The organism is Bradyrhizobium jicamae (genome assembly GCF_018130695.1).
GTDB classification, from domain to species: Bacteria; Pseudomonadota; Alphaproteobacteria; order Rhizobiales; family Xanthobacteraceae; genus Bradyrhizobium; species Bradyrhizobium jicamae_B.
This window is the reverse complement of the sequence record NZ_JAFCJX010000024.1, coordinates 111,102-131,353: the sequence shown is the minus strand read 5'-3', so window position 1 is coordinate 131,353 and position 20,252 is coordinate 111,102. Positions and strand designations below refer to the sequence as shown.

The window sequence follows — 20,252 nt, the reverse complement described above, 5'->3', positions numbered from 1 at the left end:
TTCACACCCCACTGAACAACGCCCGCTCGGTCTCGACGAGCTCGTAGATATAATCCGCCACCGCCCGGATCCGCGCCAGGTCCTTGCTGTCGGCGTGCATCAGCAGCCAGAAGGTGCGGGAGATCCGAACCTCGTCCGGCAGCACGGGCTGCAATTCCGGATGCGCCGTCGCCATGAAGTGCGGCAGCACGGCGATGCCGAACCCGGCGATGGTGGCGTTGAGCTGCGCGATCAGATTGGCGCTGCGGAATTTGGCGGAAATCTTTGGCGAGACCTGCGGCAGGTAGTCGAGCTCCGGCGTGAACAGCAGTTCCTCGATATAGCCGACGAAGCGATGCTGCTGCAGGTCGCCTCGCGCCGTGATCCTTGGCGCCCGCGCGAGATAGGCAGGGGCGGCGTAGAGGCCGAGCGTGTAGTCGAGCAGCTTGCGGCCGACGATGCGGCCTTCCTTCGGCATGGTCAGGCTGATCGCGATGTCGGCCTCGCGCTTGGAGAGTGAGAACAGCCGCGCGGTCGCGACCAGCTGCAGGTCGACATCGGGGTACCGCTCGGTGAATTTCAGCAACCGCGAGGCGAGGAAGTGGCTGCCGAACCCGTCCGGCGCGCCGATCCGCACCGTGCCGGTCAGATGCGCGCGCGAGCCGCCGACCGCCTCCTGGTTGGCGACGATGGTCGACTCCATCGCCTCGGCGCTGTCGGCGACGCGCTGGCCGGCCTCGGTCAGGAGATAGCCGGTCTTGCGGCGATCAAACAGTTTTGCGGAGAGGTGGCGTTCCAGCCGGTCGACACGGCGGATCACCGTGGCATGATCGACGCCGAGCTGTTTTGCCGCTGACGAGACCGACCCGCCGCGCACGATCGAGAGCACGAAGCGGAAGTCGTCCCAGTCGATCGTGCCGCCGTCTTGATCCTGCATTTCCGCACATCTATGGTGCAATTTATCGCACTTGAATCCTATAAAATGCAGGGTCAATAGGGTTTGTAAAGTGGGCTGGCCGGCGGGTCGGCGATTCAGGTCCTCAAGGGAGGTTTTCCATGCGCGCAATCGGACATTTCATCGGTGGCAAGGAGGTCAAGGGCTCCTCGGGTCGCACCGCAGACGTCTTCGAGCCGATGACCGGCGAGGTCCAGGCCAAGGTGGCGCTGGCCTCCAAGGCGGAAGTCCGCGCCGCGGTCGAGAATGCCCGCGCCGCGCAACCGGAATGGGCCGCGACCAACCCGCAGCGCCGCGCCCGCGTGATGATGAAATTCGTCGAACTGGTGCAGCGCGACTATGACAAGCTCGCCGAACTGCTGGCGCGCGAGCACGGCAAGACCGTTCCCGACGCCAAGGGCGACATCCAGCGCGGCCTCGAGGTCGCCGAATTCGCCTGCGGTATTCCGCATCTGATGAAGGGCGAATACACCGAAGGCGCCGGCCCCGGCATCGACATCTACTCGATGCGCCAGGCGCTCGGCGTCGTCGCCGGCATCACGCCGTTCAACTTCCCGGCGATGATCCCGATGTGGAAATTCGCCCCCGCGATCGCCTGCGGCAATGCGTTCATCCTGAAGCCCAGCGAGCGCGACCCGGGCGTGCCGATGAAGCTCGCCGAACTGATGATGGAGGCGGGCCTGCCGGCCGGCATCCTCAACGTCGTCAACGGCGACAAGGAAGCGGTCGACGCGATCCTCGACGATCCCGATATCAAGGCGGTCGGCTTCGTCGGCTCGACCCCGATCGCGCAATACATCTATGAGCGCGCTGCCCAGACCGGCAAGCGCTGCCAGTGCTTCGGCGGCGCCAAGAACCACGCCATCATCATGCCCGATGCCGACATGGACCAGACCGTCGACGCGCTGATCGGCGCCGGCTATGGCTCGGCCGGCGAGCGCTGCATGGCGGTGTCGGTCGCAGTCCCCGTCGGCAAGACCACGGCCGATCGTCTGATGGAAAAGCTGATCCCGCGTGTCGAGTCGCTCAAGATTGGCACCTCGGTCGATCCGTCCGCGGATTACGGTCCGCTGGTGACGCGCGAGGCGGTCGAGAAGGTCAAGAACTACATCGATATCGGCATCAAGGAAGGCGCGACGCTGGCGGTTGACGGCCGCGGCTTCAAGATGCAGGGCTATGAGAAGGGCTTCTATCTCGGCGGTTCGCTGTTCGACAACGTCACCAAGGACATGCGGATCTACAAGGAAGAGATCTTCGGCCCCGTGCTCTCGGTGGTCCGCGCGCACGACTACAGCGAGGCGCTGGCGCTGCCGTCCGAGCATGACTACGGCAACGGCGTTGCGATCTTCACCCGCGACGGCGACGCCGCGCGCGACTTCGCCGCCAAGGTCAATGTCGGCATGGTCGGCATCAACGTGCCGATCCCGGTGCCGATTGCCTATTACACCTTCGGCGGCTGGAAGAAGTCGGGCTTCGGCGACCTCAACCAGCACGGTCCGGACTCGATCCGCTTCTACACCAAGACCAAGACGGTGACCTCGCGCTGGCCCTCCGGCGTCAAGGAAGGCGCGGAGTTCTCGATCCCGCTGATGAAGTGATCCAGTCCTGACGAGGCGAAACATGCAGTTCGCTCTCAACGAGGACCAGATCGCCATTCGCGACATGGCGCGGGCGTTTGCGGCGGAAAAGATCGCGCCGCACGCGCTCGAATGGGATGAGACGAAGCACTTCCCGGTCGACGTGATGCGCGAGGCCGCCGGCCTCGGCATGGGCGGCATCTACATCAAGGACGATGTCGGCGGCTCCGCGATGACGCGCTTCGACGCGGCGCTGATCTTCGAGGCGCTGGCGACGGGATGCCCGACGACGTCAGCCTTCATCTCGATCCACAACATGGCCTCCTGGATGATCGATGCCTATGGCAACGACACCCAGCGCCGCAAATGGCTGCCGAAGCTCTGCACCATGGAGCTGATCGCAAGCTACTGCCTGACCGAGCCCGGTGCGGGCTCGGACGCCGCAGCGCTGCGCACCCGCGCGGTGCGCGACGGCGATCATTATGTGCTGAACGGCCAGAAGCAATTCATCTCCGGCGCCGGCGGGACAGACTTGCTGGTCGCGATGGTGCGCACCGGCGGCGATGGTCCCGGCGGCGTCTCGACGATCGTGATCGACGGCAAGACGCCCGGCGTGTCCTACGGCAACAACGAGCGCAAGATGGGCTGGAATGCGCAGCCGACCCGCGCCGTGATGTTCGAGAACGCCCGGGTGCCGGTCGAGAATCGTTTGGGCGACGAAGGCATCGGCTTCAAGATCGCGATGGCCGGCCTCGACGGCGGCCGCCTCAATATCGCGGCCTGCTCGCTCGGCGGTGCGCAGGCCGCGCTCGACAAGGCGCTCACCTACATGAAGGACCGCAAGGCGTTCGGCAAACGCCTCGACGAATTCCAGGCCTTGCAGTTCAAGATCGCTGATATGGCGACCGAGCTCGAGGCCGCGCGCACCTTCCTGTGGCGCGCCGCGGCGTCGCTGGACCGCAAGGATCCCGATGCCTCCATGCTGTGCGCGATGGCCAAACGCTTCGGCACTGATGTCGGCTTCGAGGTCGCCAACCAGGCGCTGCAGCTGCATGGCGGCTACGGCTACCTCAGCGAATACGGCGTCGAGAAGATCGTGCGGGACTTGCGCGTGCACCAGATCCTCGAAGGCACCAACGAAATCATGCGGCTGATCGTGTCGCGCAAACTGATCGAGAGCGCGCGATGAGCGAGGCGGGAGACGACCTGATCGCACGGAAAGAGGGTTTTGCGGGCATCATCCGCCTGAATCGGCCGAAGGCGATCAATGCCGTGACCCTGGAGATGTTTCACGACATCGACACGGCGCTCGACGCCTTCGAGGCCGATCCCGAGATCGCCGTCATCGTGCTGGAAGGCGCGGGCGAGCGGGGGCTGTGCGCCGGCGGCGACATCCGCGCGCTCTGGGAGAGCTCGAAGGTCAAGGGCGATCTCGGCAAGATTCTGTGGCGCGACGAGTACATCCTCAACGCGCGGATCAAGAAATTCCCGAAGCCCTATGTTGCCTTCATGGATGGCATCGTGATGGGCGGCGGCGTCGGGCTATCGGCGCATTCGGCTCACCGCGTGGTGACGGAAAAGACGAAGCTGGCGATGCCCGAGGTCGGGCTCGGTTTCTTCCCCGACGTCGGCGGCACCTATCTGCTGTCGCGCTCGCCCGGCGAGATCGGCACCTATTTGGGCCTGACGGGTACGACCATGAATGGCCCGGATGCGATCAACGCGAAATTTGCAGACGCGGTGGTGCCGACGGCAAAGCTCGCCGCGCTTCGCGACGAACTGACCAAGGTGCAGCCGGGCACGACATCCGCCGAGATCGCGGCGCTGATCGCGGGCTTTGCGACCGGCGGGACGGCAGGTCCCGTCGCGGTGCAGCAGGCGAAGATCGACGGCTGGTTCGCGCATGACCGGATGGAGGACATCATCGGCGCGCTCAAGGCCGACGGCTCCGAGCTGGCGCAGGCGACGCTGAAGACGCTGGGCGAAAAGTCGCCGCGCGGCATGGTGGTGACGCTGAAGCTGCTGCGCTTGGCGCGTCAGACCGCGACTCTGGAAGAGTGCCTGGTGCGCGAATATCGCGCCGCATTGGAGGTGTTCGCCAGCGACGATTTCCGCGAGGGCGTGCGCGCCGCCGTGATCGACAAGGACCGCAATCCAAAATGGTCGCCGCCGGCAATCGAGGACGTGACGCCGGACATGGTCGCGCCTTACTTCGCCGAAATCGGCGCCGATGAATTGAAGTTTCCGAACCACAAATAGAAACGACTTCGCGGAGGAACATCATGGCAAACGTCGCATTCATCGGGCTCGGCAATATGGGCGGGCCGATGGCGGCCAATCTGGTCAAGGCCGGCCACAAGGTCACCGCGTTCGATCTGGTTGCGGCCTCCCGCGATCAGGCCAGGAGCGATGGCGCTGCGCTCGCCGAGAGCGGCGCGGCGGCCGTGAAGGGCGCCGATGTCGTGATCACGATGCTGCCGGCCGGCAAGCATGTGCTCGGCGTCTGGAATGAAGTGATCCCGGCGATGGCCAAGGGCACGCTGATCATCGACTGCTCGACCATCGACGTCGAGAGCGCCAAGCAGGCGCATGCACTGGCAGCCAAGAGCGGCATGCTCTCGGTTGACGCGCCGGTCTCCGGCGGTACCGGCGGCGCCAAGGGCGCGACGCTGACCTTCATGTGCGGCGGCGAGGACAAGGCGTTCGCCGCGGCCAAGCCCGTGCTGGAGAACATGGGCAAGAAGATCGTGCATTGCGGCGGCGCCGGCGCGGGGCAGGCGGCAAAAATCTGCAACAACATGATCCTCGGAATTTCCATGATCGCGGTCGGCGAGGCCTTTGCGCTCGCCGAAAAGCTCGGCCTGTCGCACCAGGCGCTGTTCGACGTCGCCTCGACCTCGTCCGGCCAATGCTGGTCGCTGACGACCTATTGCCCGGTTCCAGGCCCGGTGCCGACTTCGCCGGCGAATAATGGCTACAAACCCGGTTTCGCCTCGAATCTGATGGTGAAGGACCTGACCCTGGCGCAGGACGCAGCCAAGGCCGCGGGGGCGGCGACGCCGCTCGGCAAGCATGCGCAGGAGATCTATCAGGCCTTCGACGCCGCCGGTCACGGCGGGGTCGACTTTTCCGGAATTATCCAGCACGTTCGCAGCCTCGCTGGGAAATAGCGAGGCTTCGTAGCCCGGATGGAGCGAAGCGAAATCCGGGACGGTTTATCCGTGGGCACAAGGCCCCGGATTGCGCTTCGCTCCATCCGGGCTACGTTGAAGACAACTTCGACGGGCCGGAAACATGACCACCTTTCAGGACGCACGCGCCTTTCTGCTCGAGCACCGCACGGACTACGATGCGGCGGTGAAGGGTTTTCGCTGGCCGGATCCAGTGCCGTTCAACTGGGCGTTGGACTGGTTCGATGCGGAGTTGGCGCACAGCCCCGAGAGCCGCGAGCGGCCGGCGCTATGGATCGTCGATGCCGGCAGCAACAAGGAGACAAAGCTCTCCTTTGCCGCGCTGTCGCGCCGCTCCAACCAGGTGGCCAATTTCCTGCGCGGGCAGGGGCTGAAGCGCGGCGATCACCTGCTGTTGCTGCTCGGCAATGTCGTGCCGCTGTGGGAGACCATGCTGGCGGCGATGAAGCTCGGCGTCGTCGTGATCCCCGCGACCACGCTGCTGACCCCGGACGAACTGAAAGACCGGCTCGACCGCGGCAAGGCGAGGGCGGTGGTCGCGACGCAAGACCAGGTTGCGAAGTTCGCGAACCTCGGCGGCGACAAGCTCGTGCGCATCGTGGTCGGCGCGACGCAGGCCCATGACGGCTGGCTGCCGTTCGAGGATGCGGCCAAGGCGAGCGAGACATTCACACCGGACGGCGTGACCAACGCCGACGATCCGATGTTGCTCTATTTCACCTCGGGCACCACGGCAAAGCCAAAGCTGGTGCGGCACAGCCAGCGCAGCTATCCGGTCGGCCATCTCTCGACCATGTACTGGATCGGCTTGCAGCCCGGCGACATCCATCTCAACATCTCCTCGCCCGGCTGGGCCAAGCATGCCTGGAGCTGCTTCTTCGCGCCGTGGAATGCGGGAGCCACGATCTTCATCGTCAACCAGCCGCGCTTCGAGGCGAAAGGACTTTTGGCGACGATCGGCCGCTGCGGCGTCACCACGCTGTGCGCGCCGCCGACGGTGTGGCGTCTGTTCATTCAGGAGGAGCTCGCGAGCTTCAAGGTGAGCCTGCGCGAAGTCTGCGGCGCCGGCGAGCCGCTCAATCCCGAGGTGATCGATCAGGTGAAAGCCGCCTGGGGTCTGACCATCCGCGACGGTTACGGCCAGACCGAGACGACGGCGCTTGCCGGCAACTCGCCGGGGCAGAAGGTCAAGGTCGGTTCGATGGGTCGGCCGCTGCCGGGTTATCGCGTCCAGGTCACCGACAATGACGGCAACGCGGCCGGGGAAGGCGAGGTGACGCTGCTGCTCGGCGCTGCCAGGCCCGCCGGCCTGATGCAGGGCTATCAGGGCGACGACGGCAGGCTCGGCGGCGCCGATGGCGAGATCTATCGCAGCGGCGATGTCGTGTTCACCGACGACGAGGGCTATCTCACCTTTGTCGGCCGCACCGACGACGTCTTCAAATCCTCCGACTACCGCATCTCGCCGTTCGAGCTGGAGAGCGTACTGCTCGAGCACGACGCCGTCGCCGAGGCCGCGGTGGTGCCGAGCCCCGATCCCATCAGGCTCGCGATCCCGAAGGCCTATGTGCTGCTGGTCTCAGGCGTCGAGCGCACGCCGGAGACGGCGCTGTCGATCTTCAAGCATCTGCACACGCGCCTTGCGCCATTCAAGCGGATCCGGAAGATCGAGCTGGTCACCGAGCTGCCGAAGACGATCTCGGGAAAAATCCGCCGCGTGCAGTTGCGCCGGCTCGAGCATGACGATAATCGCTCGGATGCGTTGCGCGGAAACGAGTTCCGCGAGGAAGAATTCCCGGAGCTGCAGAAGGTCCGGGCGGCCGGATCGGAGAGCCAATAGAAATGAACGAAGTCTGGAAGAATCCGCCGGTGTCGCTTGCGACGTATCAGGGCATGGTCGGCAAGGAGATCGGCGTGTCCTCCTGGCATCTGCTCGATCAGCCCCGCATCGATACCTATGCCGACGTGATCGAGGATCACCAGTTCATCCATGTCGATCCGGAGCGCGCCGCCAGGGAGACTGCGTTCGGCACCACGATCGCGCACGGCTTCCTGACGATGTCGCTGATGTCGATCATGTCCTACGAGGTGATGCCGGTCGTCGAGGGCACCGCGATGGGCGTCAATTACGGTTTCGACAAGCTGCGCTTCCTCTCGCCGGTCCGCTCCGGAAAACGCGTCCGTGGCCGCTTCGTGCTGGCCGAGGCGACGCTGCGCAAGCCGAAGGAATTGCTGTCGCGGACGAACGTGACCGTCGAGATCGAGGGCGAGGACAAGCCGGCGCTGGTCGCGGATTGGCTCGGGTTGATTTATTTCAACTAGGGTTTTGGCCGAATGGCCTGGGCTTGACCCGACGATCCATCGCTGCTCAAAAGCGTGCCGACCACGCGCTCGCTGCACCCTCTCCCCCTGTGGGAGAGGGTGGCTTCGCGGAACGCGAAGCCGGGTGAGGGGTATCTCTCCGCGAGCGCGTCTGTGGAGAGATACCCCTCATCCGGCGCTTCGCGCCACCTTCTCCCACAAGGGGAGAAGGGAAGAAAAAAACAGGAAGTCTAGGCATGGCAATCAGGTTTGACGGACGCGTCGCTATCGTCACCGGCGCGGGCAATGGTCTGGGGCGGGCGCATGCGCTGGGGCTGGCCAGCCGCGGCGCCAAGGTCGTGGTCAACGATTTCGGCGGCGCGCGCGACGGCACCGGCGGCTCGCTGTCGCCGGCCGAGACCGTGGTCGAGGAGATCAAGAAGGCCGGCGGCACCGCGATGGCCGATGGTGCCGACGTCTCCAATTTCGAGCAGGTCACCGCGATGGTCGAGCGCGCCACCAAGGAATGGGGCAGCGTCGATCTCTTGTGCGCCAATGCCGGCATCCTCCGCGACAAGTCGTTCGCGAAGATGGAAGTCGCCGACTGGGCCAAGGTGCTCGACGTGCATCTCACCGGCACCTTCTACTGCTGCAAGGCGGTGTGGGCCGGCATGCGCGAGCGCAATTACGGCCGCATCGTGCTGACGACGTCGTCATCGGGCCTGTTCGGCAATTTCGGCCAGGCCAACTACGGCGCCGCGAAAGCCGGCATGGTCGGCCTGATGAACGTGCTCGCGGAAGAAGGCCGCAAGAACAACATCAAGGTCAACACGGTGTCGCCGACGGCCGCGACCCGCATGACCGAAGAGCTGTTGCCGCCACAGGCGCTGCAGCTGATGCGCCCCGAGGCGATCACGCCGGCGGTCGAGTTCCTGCTCTCGGAGGACGCGCCGACCCGCACCATCATGGGCGCCGGCGCCGGCTCGTTCGCGGTCATCAAGGTGCTGGAGACCGAAGGCGTGAACCTGCCGCAGTCCGACTGGACGCCGGACGCGATCGCGGCACACTTTGCCGAAATCGGCGACATGTCGACCGCAAAGGCGCTGCAGGGCGCGTTCGAGCAGACGCAGAAATACGTAGCCCAAGCCGCCGCGCGCGCGGGCGTAAAACTCTGAGTCCGTAGGGTGGGCAAAGGCGCGCTTGCGCCGTGCCCACCATCTACGGCGTGCTCGTGAAGGTGGGCACGCTTCGCTTTGCCCACCCTACGCACTGCCCTACACTCACGCCATGTCACCAAGCATCAAAAACGTCGCCGTCATCGGCGCCGGACCTGCCGGGCTGATGGCGGCGGAGGTGCTCGTGCATGGCGGTGCTGATGTCACCGTCTACGACGCGATGCCGTCGGCTGGCCGAAAATTCCTGATGGCCGGCCGCGGCGGCCTCAATCTCACGCATAGCGAACCGCTCGCCGATTTCCTCGCGCGCTATCGGGAGGCGACGCAGCATTTGCGCGCTTCCGTCGAAGCGTTTCCGCCGCAGGCGCTGCGTGACTGGAGCGAGGAGTTGGGGCAGCCGACTTTCGTGGGCAGCAGCGGGCGAGTGTTTCCAAAGACCTTCAAGGCCTCGCCGTTGCTGCGCGCCTGGCTGCGCCGGCTCGACGCGGCCGGTGTGCGCTTCGCCTTCCGCAATCGCTGGCTCGGTTGGGACGAGGGCGGTCGCCTGCTGTTCCGGACGACAGACGGTCAGCAATCCGTTGCAGCCGACGCAACGGTGCTCGCACTCGGCGGCGCAAGTTGGCCGCGCCTTGGCTCGGATGGCGCGTGGACCGATATCCTCGCTCCCAAGGGCGTTGCGATCTCAAAGCTGCGTCCCGCGAATTCCGGTTTCACAATCGCATGGTCCGACGTGTTCCGGGACCGCTTCGAGGGCCAGCCGCTCAAGGGCGTCGGCTTGAGGATCGGTGCGCACACCGTGCTCGGCGAAGCGATGATCACCCGCACCGGCATCGAGGGCGGCGCGATCTACGCGTTGTCGGCGGAGCTGCGCGAGGCGGTGCTGGGCATCGGGCGGGCGACATTGATGATCGCGCTGCGGCCGGACCTCGATGCTACAGCGCTGACCACGCGGCTGTCAGGCACGCGCGGCAAGCAATCGCTGGCGAACTTCTTGCGCAAGGCCGCGCAGCTGGCGCCGGTCGGGATCGGCTTGATGCAGGAGGCGGCGATCGCGTCAGGCAAGCCGCTGGCGTCGTTTTCGCCGGCTGAGCTTGCGCAGCTCATCAACGCGATCCCGGTTCAACTCATCGGCGTGGCGCCGATCGATCGCGCGATCTCGACCGCGGGCGGGATTGCATTCGACGAGCTTGACGAGAATTACATGCTGCGGAAGTTGCCGGGCGCGTTTGCCTGCGGCGAGATGCTCGATTGGGAAGCGCCAACCGGCGGCTATCTGTTGCAGGCGTCGTTTGCGACGGGTGTTGCCGCAGGGAAGGGCGCGTTGCGGTATTTGACGAAATCGTAGGGTGGGCAAAGCGAAGCGTGCCCACCATCACGAGCACGTCGTGGATGGTGGGCACGGCGCAAGCGCGCCTTTGCCCACCCTACGAAATCACCGCAACTTCCCCCGCGCCGCGACCGGCAGCGTGCCGATGATCTCGTCGCCGCGGACCATCACGACCTCGTCCATCATGTTGACGACGACGCAGACGTGGTTCGGCACGATGCGCACGACGTCGCCGACATTCGGCCGCGTGTTGCTGCGGGCGAGGTCGAGGAAGCCGTGCTCTTCAGCAAACTTCGCGATCTTGGCTTCGGGATGCTCCAGGATCAGCCCGTGGCCGTCGAGGCCACCGGTGTCCGTGGTCAGCGTCTTCGAGCCGGCGTCGAGAATGCCGCGTTCGGGGCCGGCGCGGCTGACGACCGTGGAGTAGATGTTGAGCGCGCAGTCGTCCCAGGTCGCGACGCCGGCGGCGACCTGCATGCGGTCGTTGTAGATGTAGGTGCCGAAGCGATGCTCGGTGCCGCCCTTGAGCTTGCCGATGTTCCTCAGGTTCGGCGTGCCGCCGGTCGAGACGATCTCTGGCTCCAATCCGACCGCCCGCACCCCGGCGAGAGCCTCGTCGAAGAAGCGTTGTGCTTCGGGCCAGCCCGTTTCGGTTGGATACATAAGAAAGCCAGCAAACTTTAGTCCGGGCCAGGCTGATAGTTCGCGTGCCAGTTCGATCGCTTCAGCGGGAGTTTCGACACCGGCACGCTTTCGGCCTGTATCGCATTCAACCACCACAGGAAGGTCCCGACCGGACATTTGAGGCACTTTGATCAGTCCATCGACAACAGTCAGATTGTCGACGGTGACCGTCACGTTTGCCCTGGCTTGCAGCGCAGCCAGCCGCGCCATCTTCTCGTCGCCGAGCAGATTGTAGCTGATCAGAATGTTGTCGATGCCGGCATCCGCCATGATCTCGGCCTCGCCGAGCTTCTGGCAGGTGATGCCACGGGCGCCGGCCGCGATCTGCATCCGCGCCAGCATCGGGTTCTTGTGGGTCTTGATATGCGGCCGGTTGGCGACGCCGGCGGCATCGCAGGCCGCCTGGATGCGCGCGATGTTGCGCTCGACCTTGTCCATGTCGATGACGGCGCAGGGCGTGCCGTATTCGCGGGCGATCTTGGCGGCGAGCGGTGTGGTCATCGGGTCAACTCCAGTTCAGTGCTTCCTTCATTGCGAGCGCAGCGACTTGTCCGCCGAAGCCTTGGCGAAGGCGGAAGCAATCCGTTGTTCGGCACAACGGATGGATGGATTGCTTCGTCGCTTCGCTCCTCGCAATGACGGTGGAAATAGCTATGCCTGTTCGATCTCTTCGCGCAACACTTCGAGCTCGAGCCAGCGATCCTCGGCGGCAGACAATTCCTCTTGCGCCTTGCCGATCGCCGCGGACGCAGCATCGAATTTCTTGCGATCCTTGGCGTAGAGGTCGGGATCGTCAAGCAGCTTCTGCTGCTTTGCGATCTCGGCCTGCAGCTTCTCGATGGTCTTCGGCAGGGTCTCCAGCGCGTGCTTCTCGTTGAAGTTCAGCCGGCGCTTTGGCGTCGCCTCGGGCGCAGCGGCCTTCGCTTCCTTCTTCTCCTCGACCACGGCCTGCGCCTTGACGGCCTCACGCCGCACATCGGCACCGCGTTGGGCCAGCATGTCCGAATAGCCGCCGGCATATTCGATCCAGCGGCCCTGGCCTTCGGGCACGATTGCCGAGGTAACGACGCGGTCGAGGAAGTCGCGGTCGTGGCTGATCAGGATCACGGTGCCGTCGTAATCGCCGAGCATCTCCTCGAGCACGTCAAGGGTTTCGAGATCGAGGTCGTTGGTCGGCTCGTCCAGCACCAGTAGGTTCGACGGCTTGGCCAGTGCGCGCGCCAGCATCAGCCGGCCGCGCTCGCCGCCGGAGAGGGCTTCGAGTGGCGTGCCGCGCTGCTCCTGCGCGAACAGAAAATCCTTCATGTAGCCGATCACGTGCTTCGGTTTGTCGCCGACCATCACGTGGTCGCCGCGCCCGCCGGTCAGCGCTTCCGCCAGGGTCAGCTTGGGGTCGAGGCTTTCGCGATGCTGGTCCAGCGTCGCCATCTCGATATTGGCGCCAAGCCGCACCGAGCCGCTATCGGGTGGATCGTTGCCGATCAACAGATGCACCAGCGTGGTCTTGCCGGCACCGTTCGGGCCGACAATGCCGATGCGATCGCCGCGCTGGATCCGGGTCGAGAAGCCGTCGACGATGATGTGCTCGCCATAGGCTTTCGAGATGTTCTTCGCCTCGATCACCAGGCGACCGGATTTCTCTGCCTCCGAGGCGGCAAGGTTGGCATTCCCCGTGGCGCCGCGATAATTGCGGCGCTGGTCGCGCAGCGCATGGAGATTGCCGAGTCGCTTGACGTTGCGCTTGCGGCGGCCGGAGACGCCGTAACGCAGCCAGTGCTCCTCGTTGACGATCTTGCGGTCGAGCTTGTGCTGCTCGCGCTCTTCCTCTGCCAGCACCTCATCGCGCCAGGCCTCGAAGGCGCCGAAGCCGCGGTCGATCTGCCGGATCTGGCCGCGATCGAGCCAGGCGGTCGCGCGCGACAGATTGGTGAGGAAGCGGCGATCGTGGCTGATCAAGACCAGCGCGCAGCGCCGGCTCTCCAACTCGCTTTCCAGCCATTCGATGGTCGGCAGATCGAGATGGTTGGTCGGCTCGTCCAGCAACAGGATGTCGGGCGAGGGCGCCAGCACCCGTGCCAGCGCCGCGCGGCGCGCTTCGCCGCCTGAGACATGGGCCGGGTCTTCCTCGCCGGTCAGGCCCAGCTGCTCGACGAGATAGCGCGCCTGATAGTGATCGTCGCCGGGACCGAGGCCGGCCTCGACATAGGCAAGTAGCGTCTTGTGTTCGCCGAAATCAGGTTCCTGCGGCAGATAGCGGATGGTGGCGCCGGGCTGCACGAAGCGGCTGCCTGAATCCGGCTCGACGAGCCCGGCCGCGATCCGCAGCAGCGTCGATTTGCCGGAGCCGTTGCGGCCGATCAGGCAGACGCGCTCGCCCGCGGACACCGATAATTCGACGCCGGTCAATAGCGGTGTGCCGCCGAAGGTGAGGTTGATGTCCTTGAGCTGAATGAGAGGTGGCGGCATGGGTCAGCTCTCGCTCCAGCCTTGACTCGTAGCGGCCGTCTCGGCGCGGCGGCGCTGAATGCGGCGGATGGTCTGGTCGAGCGTCGACAGGAAGGTCGAGCGGTCGCGCGGCGAATAGGATTTCGGCCCGCCGGTGATTTCGCCTGACGAGCGCAGGTCGGTCATCAGGTTGCGCATCGCCAGCGTCATGCCGATCGAGGCTTCCGTGAACGGCTTGCCGTTCGGCGCGATCACCTCGGCGCCGGCCTTGACGCAGCGGCTCGCCAGCGGAATATCCGCGGTGATGACGATATCGCCGGCATGCGCGCGCTCGGCGATCCAGTCGTCGGCGGCGTCCATGCCGGAACCGGCGGCAATGCGCTCGATCAGCGGGTCCTGCGGCACGCGGATAAAGCTGCCCGCGACCACGCTGACCGGCAGGTCATGGCGGATCGCGACGCGATAAATCTCGTCTTTCACCGGGCAGGCGTCGGCATCGACATAGATGCGGGGAGAGCTAGGGGGTTCAGTCATCGATTCAGGGGTTCGGCGGATGGCCGCGTGTACTCCATCGTGCGGAAAATTGCGAGCAAAACGAGAGGCTTGCCACGTATGCCGGTTCGATTACCATTATCCGCAGAAAAACAACCGAAATAAGGGGAAACCCGTGGGGCAACTGACGTATCGCGTCTCGGCGCACAACACCTCAAAACAGTCCGAGAACAAGATCCACGACGACACCGTGGCGCGGCGGTTTGGCTTTTCCGGCGGGCTGGTGCCCGGCGTCGACGTGATGGCCTACATGATGCATCTGCCGGTCGAGACATGGGGCCGCGATTTCCTCGAACGTGGTCTGATCGAGGCGCGCTTCATGAAGCCGGTCTATGACGGCGAGACCGCCGAGTTGACGGCCAGGGAGAGCGGTGGCGCGCTCGCAATCGAGGTGCACAGCCGCGGCGAGCTCTGCGCTACCGGAGCTGCGTCGCTGCCGGCATCAAGGCCGGTGGTCGCGATCGATGAGTTCGAGCAGGTCGCGGCGGTCGCCGAGCGCAAGCCTGTGAGCCCGTCGTCCTACGAGGTCGGCAAATGGCTCGGCACCATCCCGCGCGACTGGTCGGGCGAAGCTGCGAAGGAATATCTCGCCGACATCAGGGAGACCGATCCGATCTTTGCCCGCGACGGTCTCGGCCATCCCGGCCTGTTGCAGCGGATGATGAACCGGGCGCTGACCGACAACGCCATCCTCGGGCCCTGGATTCACGTCGGCAGCCGGATGCAGCTGTTGTCGGCGGCGAAGGTCGGCGATGAACTGACGGCACGTGCGAAGGTCACCGGCAATTACGACAAGAAGGGCCATCGCTTCGTCGAGCTCGATGCGCTTGTCGTCGCCAACGGTACGACGCCGCTGGCGCATTGCTGGCACATCGCGATCACTCAGCCGCGCGAGCAGGAGGCCGCCTAGATGTCCATCACCATCGACTATTATCTGTCGCTCAACTCGCCCTGGACCTACATGGGCAGCGCGCCGTTTGCCGAGATCGCGCGGCGCCATGGCGCGACCGTCAACGTCAAGCCGAGCAAGTTCGGCCCGATCTTCGAGCAGACCGGCGGCCTGCCGCTGCCGAAGCGTTCGCCGCAGCGGCAGGCCTACCGGCTGATGGAGCTCCGGCGCTGGCGTGAGGTGAGGGGCATTCCGCTCAATGTCGAGCCGAAATATTTTCCGAGCGATGATCTCGCCGCGGTGCGCCTCGTCATTGCCGCCAGGCTGCAGGGCAAGGACGCGCACCGCCTGTCGCTGGAGTTCGGCCGCGCGATCTGGGAGCGCGAGGAGTCGCTCGCCGACGCCGCGGTCATGTCGGCCGCTGCGGAGCGCGCTGGCCTCGATGCAACGGCATTGCGCGCCGGCGGACCGTCGGATGCCGAGCTCGATCAACTCTATGAGCAGTATACGCAGGAAGCGCTGAAAGCCGGCGTGTTCGGTGCGCCGAGTTACGTGCTGCCGTCGGGCGAGATTTTCTGGGGCCAGGACCGGCTGGAGCTGCTGGAACGCGCGTTGAAGAAGTTGGCTTGATCTTCACCTCGCCCCGCTTGCGGGGAGAGGTCGCCGCGCATTTGCGCGGCGGGTGAGGGGGTACAGGTCCCTCGACAGACTGTAGTCGCGGAGAGATGCCCCTCACCCTAACCCTCTCCCCGTAAGAACGGGGAGAGGGGAAGAGATTTACGCCGCCGCCTTCGCGTCCTGGATCGCACGCCACACGCGCTCCGGCGTCAGCGGCATGTTGATGTGCTTGATGCCGTATTCCGACAGCGCATCCACCACCGCGTTGACGATGCAGACGAGGCTACCGGCGCAGCCGGCTTCGCCGCAGCCCTTGGTGCCCAGCGGATTGGATTTCGCCGGCGAGGGATGATCGCCGACGGACATCGACGGGATGTCCCCGGCGCGCGGCAGCGCGTAGTCCATGAAGGAGCCGGTGATCGGTTGGCCTGACGTGTCGTAGTTCACTTCCTCCATCAGCGCTTGTCCAATGCCCTGGGCGACGCCGCCGTGCAATTGCCCGGCGACGATCATCGGATTGACCACGGTGCCGAAGTCGTTGACTGCGGCGTAGCGCACGATCTGCGTCACGCCGGTCTCGGGATCGATCTCCACCTCGGCGACATGACAGCCGTTCGGGAAGGTCGAGGGCGTTTCCTTGGTGGCGTGGTCGACGTCGAGGGAAGCCGGCGCGCCGTCCGGCAGCTTGCCGTCGCGCATGCGCTGCGCCAGCTCCATGATGCCGATCGAGCGGTCGGTGCCGGCGATGGTGAAGCGCCCCTGGCCGAACTCGATGTCGGCTTCGGAGGCTTCCAGCACGGCAGCCGCGGCCTTCTTGCCCTTCTCGACGACCAGCGCGGAGGCTTCGACGATTGCCTGACCGGTCGCAGTGATCGAGCGCGAGCCGCCGGTGCCGTTGCCGAAGCGGACGAGATCGCTGTCGCCCTGTTCGAGCGTGATCTTCTCGAAGGGCACGCCGAGCTGATCCGACAGCACCTGCGCGAACGGCGTGGCGTGGCCCTGGCCGTAATCGAGCGTGCCGGTGGTGAGCTTCACGGAGCCATCCGGCTCGAAGGAGATCTTGCCGAGCTCGCCGCTCGGCGGCGCGGTGACCTCGAGATAGGAGCCGACGGCGATGCCGCGCAGTTTGCCGCTCTTCTTGCTCTCCTTCTTGCGCCTGGCAAAGTTCTCGTAGTCGGAGATCTCGAGCGCCTTCTGGAACACGCCGCCGAAATCGCCGCTGTCATAGGTGACGCCGGATGCCGCCGGGAAGGGCAATTGCTGCGGCTTGATGAAGTTGCGCTTGCGTAACGTGAGGCGGTTGATGCCCATCTCGTCGGCGGCGGCGTCGATCAGCCGCTCCATGTAATAGTTCGCCTCGGGCCGGCCGGCGCCGCGATAGGCGCCCATCAGCGTGGTGTTGGTCAGCACGGTCTTGATGTCGACCCCGAGCAGCGGCGTGCGATAGACACTGGCGAGGTTCTTGCCGGTATTGAGCGACAGCGGCCCGGGCGCGACGCCGGTGATGTAGGCGCCGAGATTGCCGTAGCCGGAGAGCCGCACGGCGAGGAATTTGCCGTCCGCATCGAGCGCGAGCTCGGCATGGATTGTCTGCGCGCGGCCGTGGCTGTCGGAGAGGAAGCTGGTCGAGCGCTCGTCGAGCCATTTCACCGGGCGGCCGAGCACCTTCGCCGCATGGGCGATGCAGGTGTATTCGGGATAGTTCAGGTTCTTCATGCCGAAGGAGCCGCCGACATTGGCGGTGAGGATGCGGACCTTCTCCGCGGGAACGTTGAGGATCTTTGCGAAGGTCGCCTTGTTGCCGGAGACACCCTGGGTCGGGACCTGCAGCGTGATGCGCTCGGTCTTCTTGTCGTAGGCGGCGAGCGCGACGCGCGGCTCCATCGAGACCACGGCGACGCGGGTGTTGACGATGTCGAGTTTTGTCACATGCGCGGCGCTGGCGAATGCGGCGTTGATCCTGTCGGTGTCGCCATAGTGGTAGTCGAGGGCAACGTTGCCCGGAATGTGATCATAGAGAAGCGGCGCGCCGGGCTTTGCGGCCTCGGCGGCATCCGTCACCGCCGGCAGCGGCTCGATGTCGAGCTCGACGGCCTCGGCGGCATCGCGCGCCTGCGCCGCGGTCTCGGCGACGACAAAGGCGATGGGGTCGCCGACGAAGCGGACCTTGTCGGTCGCGAGCGCCTTGCGGTTGGTCTGCAGCAGCGGCGAGCCGTCACGGTTCTTCAGCGGCAGCCCGCAGGTGAAGGGGTTGTAGCCGGCCGCTTCCAGGTCGGCGCCGGTCCATACCCCGAGCACGCCCGGCATCGCCTTGGCGGCCGTGGTGTCGATGCCCTTGATGAGCCCATGGGCATGGGAGGAGCGAACCATCCAGCAATAGGCCTGCCCGGGCAGCGAGAAATCGTCGGTGTATTTGCCCTTGCCGCGGACCAGCGTGTCGTCCTCCTTGCGGCGCACAGGCTGGCCGACACCGTATTTTTGCAGCGCAATAGCGTTTTCCAAGGAGGCGGGGGACGTATGATCTTGCATCGGAAATGACCTGAAAAGCCCGGATTTACGGTGGTTTGGGGGTTGGATACGAGATAACCCACGCACCCCTTAACGACAACGTCCGATTGGGCATGGAGCCATTGTGAACGGATGTTGCGTAGGGCTTTGGCGCTGCTAAAGTTTCCGTGAACGGTAATTTCTTCGGCGGGCCTTGAACGGGGTCTGCGGAAAGACAGGTTTGATGAACGACGATGTGCGGCTTTGCGATGGCCCGGTGGCCGCCGAAGCCCCGTCAGGGATGGTTGCGGCGGGCGCCGAGAGCGGCGTCTACGCCGCGCTCGACCTTGGCACCAACAACTGCCGGCTCCTGATCGCCTGTCCATCAGGCGACGGGTTCCGCGTGGTCGACTCGTTCTCGCGCATCATCCGGCTCGGCGAGGGCATCGCGGCGACCGGTTCCATCAGCGAGGCCGCGATCGAGCGCGCGATCGCAGCCCTCAGCATCTGCAGCGACAAGATCCGCTACCGCAAGGCGCGCCGGCTCCGGCTCATCGCCACCGAAGCCTGCCGCGCTGCTGCGAACGCCGAGAATTTTCGCGCGCGCGTTGCAGCCGAGACCGGCATCAAGCTCGAGGTGATCGATCGCGAGACCGAGGCGACGCTGGCCGTCATCGGCTGCTCGCCGCTGCTCGACGCAAAAGGGCGGGGCGCCATCCTGTTCGATATCGGCGGCGGCTCGACCGAGCTGGTGCGGATCGAGCGCGATCCGGCCGAGCCGAACGCTGTGCCGCGGATCAAGGCGTGGATGTCGATCCCGCTCGGGGTCGTCACGCTGGCCGAGCACTTTGGCGGCAAGAACGTGACCAACGAGTTGTATGCGCGGATGATCGCCGAGGTCGCGCAATATGTCGCGCCGTTCGCGGCCGAGCACGGCCGGGATTTGCGCGACATGCACATGCTGGGCACCTCAGGCACGGTGACGACGCTCGCCGGTGTGTTCATGAATTTACCGCGCTACGACCGCCGCCGCATCGACGGCATCTGGATGAACGACGCGGATGTGACGTTCGTGATCCAGAAGCTGCTCGGCATGAGCTATGCCGAGCGCGCCAACAACAATTGCATCAGTGTCGAGCGCGCCGATCTGGTGCTCGCCGGCTGTGCCATTCTCGACGCGATCCGCAACGCCTTCCCGATGCCGCGGCTGCGGGTGGCTGACCGGGGCCTGCGCGAAGGCATGCTGGTCGAGATGATGCGCGAGGACGGCGCGCTGCGGGCGTGCTAGAACGCGGCTCAATCCTTCGAATCCCGTAAGAACCATCATGGCGAAAGACACCACCGGGCGGATGCACGTCCAGGTCAAGAGTGCCGGCAAGCGCAAGCTGTCGTCAAAGCTCTGGCTGGAGCGCCAGCTCAACGATCCCTATGTGGCCAAGGCGAAAGCGCTCGGCTATCGCTCGCGCGCGGCCTTCAAGCTGCTGGAGATCGACGACAAATATCGGCTGCTGAAGCAGGGCATGACGGTGGTCGATCTCGGCGCCGCGCCCGGCGGCTGGAGCCAGATCGCCGCCAAGCGCACCGGCGCCGTCGACGGCAAGGGCAAGGTGGTCGCGATCGATCTGCTGGAGATGGGCGAGATACCCGGCGTCACTTTCGCGCAGCTCGACTTCCTCAACAATGACGCGCCCGAAAAACTGATCGCGATGATGGGCGGCCGCGCCGACATCGTGATGTCCGACATGGCCGCCAACACGACCGGGCATCGCAAGACCGATCAGCTGCGCATCGTCGGCCTGGTCGAGACCGCCGCGCAGTTCGCATGCGAGGTGCTCAATCCCGGCGGCGCGTTCTTGGCGAAGGTGTTTCAGAGCGGCGCCGACGCCGAGCTGCTGGCGCAGCTCAAGCGCGATTTCGCGACGATCCGCCATGTGAAGCCGTCGGCGAGCCGACAGGATTCCTCCGAGCGCTATGTGCTGGCGACCGGGTTTCGCGGGCAGGCCGGTCGCCCCTGAGCGCAATAGAGCATGATCCGGAAAAGTGTGAAGCGGTTTTCCCTCGCGACAAACGCG

The 20,252-nt window shown here is 65.3% G+C and carries 17 protein-coding genes; 12 read left to right on the top strand and 5 right to left on the bottom strand.

What is annotated here, in order from left to right:
* Position 1 precedes the first annotated feature (1 nt).
* Positions 2-916, bottom strand: coding sequence for a LysR family transcriptional regulator (locus tag JQ604_RS30125; RefSeq protein ID WP_212364322.1), 915 nt, complete (start codon positions 914-916; stop codon positions 2-4).
* A gap of 119 nt (positions 917-1,035) precedes the next feature.
* Between JQ604_RS30125 and JQ604_RS30120 the strand changes: the two genes are divergently transcribed.
* The 8 genes from JQ604_RS30120 to JQ604_RS30085 all read left to right on the top strand — a co-directional run bounded on the left by JQ604_RS30120 (position 1,036) and on the right by JQ604_RS30085 (position 10,523).
* Entirely contained in the window at positions 1,036-2,532 is a 1,497-nt protein-coding gene (locus tag JQ604_RS30120; RefSeq protein WP_212364321.1) for a CoA-acylating methylmalonate-semialdehyde dehydrogenase, read from the top strand.
* 22 nt (positions 2,533-2,554) lie between these two features.
* Positions 2,555-3,700: an isobutyryl-CoA dehydrogenase gene (locus tag JQ604_RS30115; protein ID WP_212364320.1), complete on the top strand. Its 1,146-nt coding sequence runs from the start codon at positions 2,555-2,557 to the stop codon at positions 3,698-3,700.
* Positions 3,697-4,770 carry an enoyl-CoA hydratase/isomerase family protein gene (locus tag JQ604_RS30110; protein WP_212364319.1) on the top strand — a complete coding sequence of 358 codons (1,074 nt, stop codon included), beginning with the start codon at positions 3,697-3,699 and terminating at the stop codon, positions 4,768-4,770. The genes JQ604_RS30115 and JQ604_RS30110 overlap by 4 nt, the downstream gene beginning before the upstream one ends.
* Before the next feature lie 23 nt (positions 4,771-4,793).
* Positions 4,794-5,681, top strand: a complete 888-nt coding sequence (mmsB, locus tag JQ604_RS30105) for a 3-hydroxyisobutyrate dehydrogenase (RefSeq protein ID WP_212364318.1) — start codon at positions 4,794-4,796, stop codon at positions 5,679-5,681.
* Positions 5,682-5,805: 124 nt separating this feature from the next.
* On the top strand, positions 5,806-7,542 hold the full coding sequence (locus tag JQ604_RS30100; protein WP_212364317.1) for an AMP-binding protein: 1,737 nt from the start codon (positions 5,806-5,808) through the stop codon (positions 7,540-7,542).
* Between the two features lie 2 nt (positions 7,543-7,544).
* On the top strand, positions 7,545-8,024 hold the full coding sequence (locus JQ604_RS30095) for a MaoC family dehydratase (protein ID WP_212364316.1): 480 nt from the start codon (positions 7,545-7,547) through the stop codon (positions 8,022-8,024).
* 236 nt (positions 8,025-8,260) lie between these two features.
* Positions 8,261-9,178 carry an SDR family NAD(P)-dependent oxidoreductase gene (locus JQ604_RS30090; RefSeq protein WP_212364315.1) on the top strand — a complete coding sequence of 306 codons (918 nt, stop codon included), beginning with the start codon at positions 8,261-8,263 and terminating at the stop codon, positions 9,176-9,178.
* Positions 9,179-9,290: 112 nt separating this feature from the next.
* Positions 9,291-10,523, top strand: coding sequence for an NAD(P)/FAD-dependent oxidoreductase (locus JQ604_RS30085; RefSeq protein ID WP_212364314.1), 1,233 nt, complete (start codon positions 9,291-9,293; stop codon positions 10,521-10,523).
* 87 nt (positions 10,524-10,610) lie between these two features.
* On the opposite strand, the gene JQ604_RS30080 is transcribed toward JQ604_RS30085, so the two are convergent.
* The 3 genes from JQ604_RS30080 to JQ604_RS30070 all read right to left on the bottom strand — a co-directional run bounded on the left by JQ604_RS30080 (position 10,611) and on the right by JQ604_RS30070 (position 14,168).
* Positions 10,611-11,690 (bottom strand): D-TA family PLP-dependent enzyme, encoded by a 1,080-nt coding sequence (locus JQ604_RS30080; RefSeq protein ID WP_212364313.1) that lies wholly within the window; start codon positions 11,688-11,690, stop codon positions 10,611-10,613.
* Between the two features lie 150 nt (positions 11,691-11,840).
* Positions 11,841-13,655 (bottom strand): ABC-F family ATP-binding cassette domain-containing protein, encoded by a 1,815-nt coding sequence (locus JQ604_RS30075; protein WP_212364312.1) that lies wholly within the window; start codon positions 13,653-13,655, stop codon positions 11,841-11,843.
* A gap of 3 nt (positions 13,656-13,658) precedes the next feature.
* Positions 13,659-14,168 carry a YaiI/YqxD family protein gene (locus JQ604_RS30070; RefSeq protein ID WP_212364311.1) on the bottom strand — a complete coding sequence of 170 codons (510 nt, stop codon included), beginning with the start codon at positions 14,166-14,168 and terminating at the stop codon, positions 13,659-13,661.
* A 133-nt stretch (positions 14,169-14,301) separates the two neighbouring features.
* Between JQ604_RS30070 and JQ604_RS30065 the strand changes: the two genes are divergently transcribed.
* Both JQ604_RS30065 and JQ604_RS30060 read left to right on the top strand, forming a co-directional pair.
* Complete coding sequence (locus JQ604_RS30065) at positions 14,302-15,096, top strand: hypothetical protein (RefSeq protein ID WP_212364310.1); 795 nt, start codon at positions 14,302-14,304, stop codon at positions 15,094-15,096.
* On the top strand, positions 15,097-15,705 hold the full coding sequence (locus tag JQ604_RS30060) for a 2-hydroxychromene-2-carboxylate isomerase (protein WP_212364309.1): 609 nt from the start codon (positions 15,097-15,099) through the stop codon (positions 15,703-15,705).
* 147 nt (positions 15,706-15,852) lie between these two features.
* On the opposite strand, the gene JQ604_RS30055 is transcribed toward JQ604_RS30060, so the two are convergent.
* Positions 15,853-18,222: a xanthine dehydrogenase family protein molybdopterin-binding subunit gene (locus JQ604_RS30055; RefSeq protein WP_212364308.1), complete on the bottom strand. Its 2,370-nt coding sequence runs from the start codon at positions 18,220-18,222 to the stop codon at positions 15,853-15,855.
* 202 nt (positions 18,223-18,424) lie between these two features.
* Between JQ604_RS30055 and JQ604_RS30050 the strand changes: the two genes are divergently transcribed.
* Both JQ604_RS30050 and JQ604_RS30045 read left to right on the top strand, forming a co-directional pair.
* The gene (locus JQ604_RS30050; RefSeq protein WP_249158856.1) at positions 18,425-19,468 is read left to right on the top strand and encodes a Ppx/GppA phosphatase family protein; all 1,044 of its coding nucleotides are present in this window, start codon (positions 18,425-18,427) and stop codon (positions 19,466-19,468) included.
* 37 nt (positions 19,469-19,505) lie between these two features.
* The gene (locus JQ604_RS30045; protein ID WP_212364307.1) at positions 19,506-20,195 is read left to right on the top strand and encodes an RlmE family RNA methyltransferase; all 690 of its coding nucleotides are present in this window, start codon (positions 19,506-19,508) and stop codon (positions 20,193-20,195) included.
* The last annotated feature ends 57 nt before the right edge of the window (positions 20,196-20,252 follow it).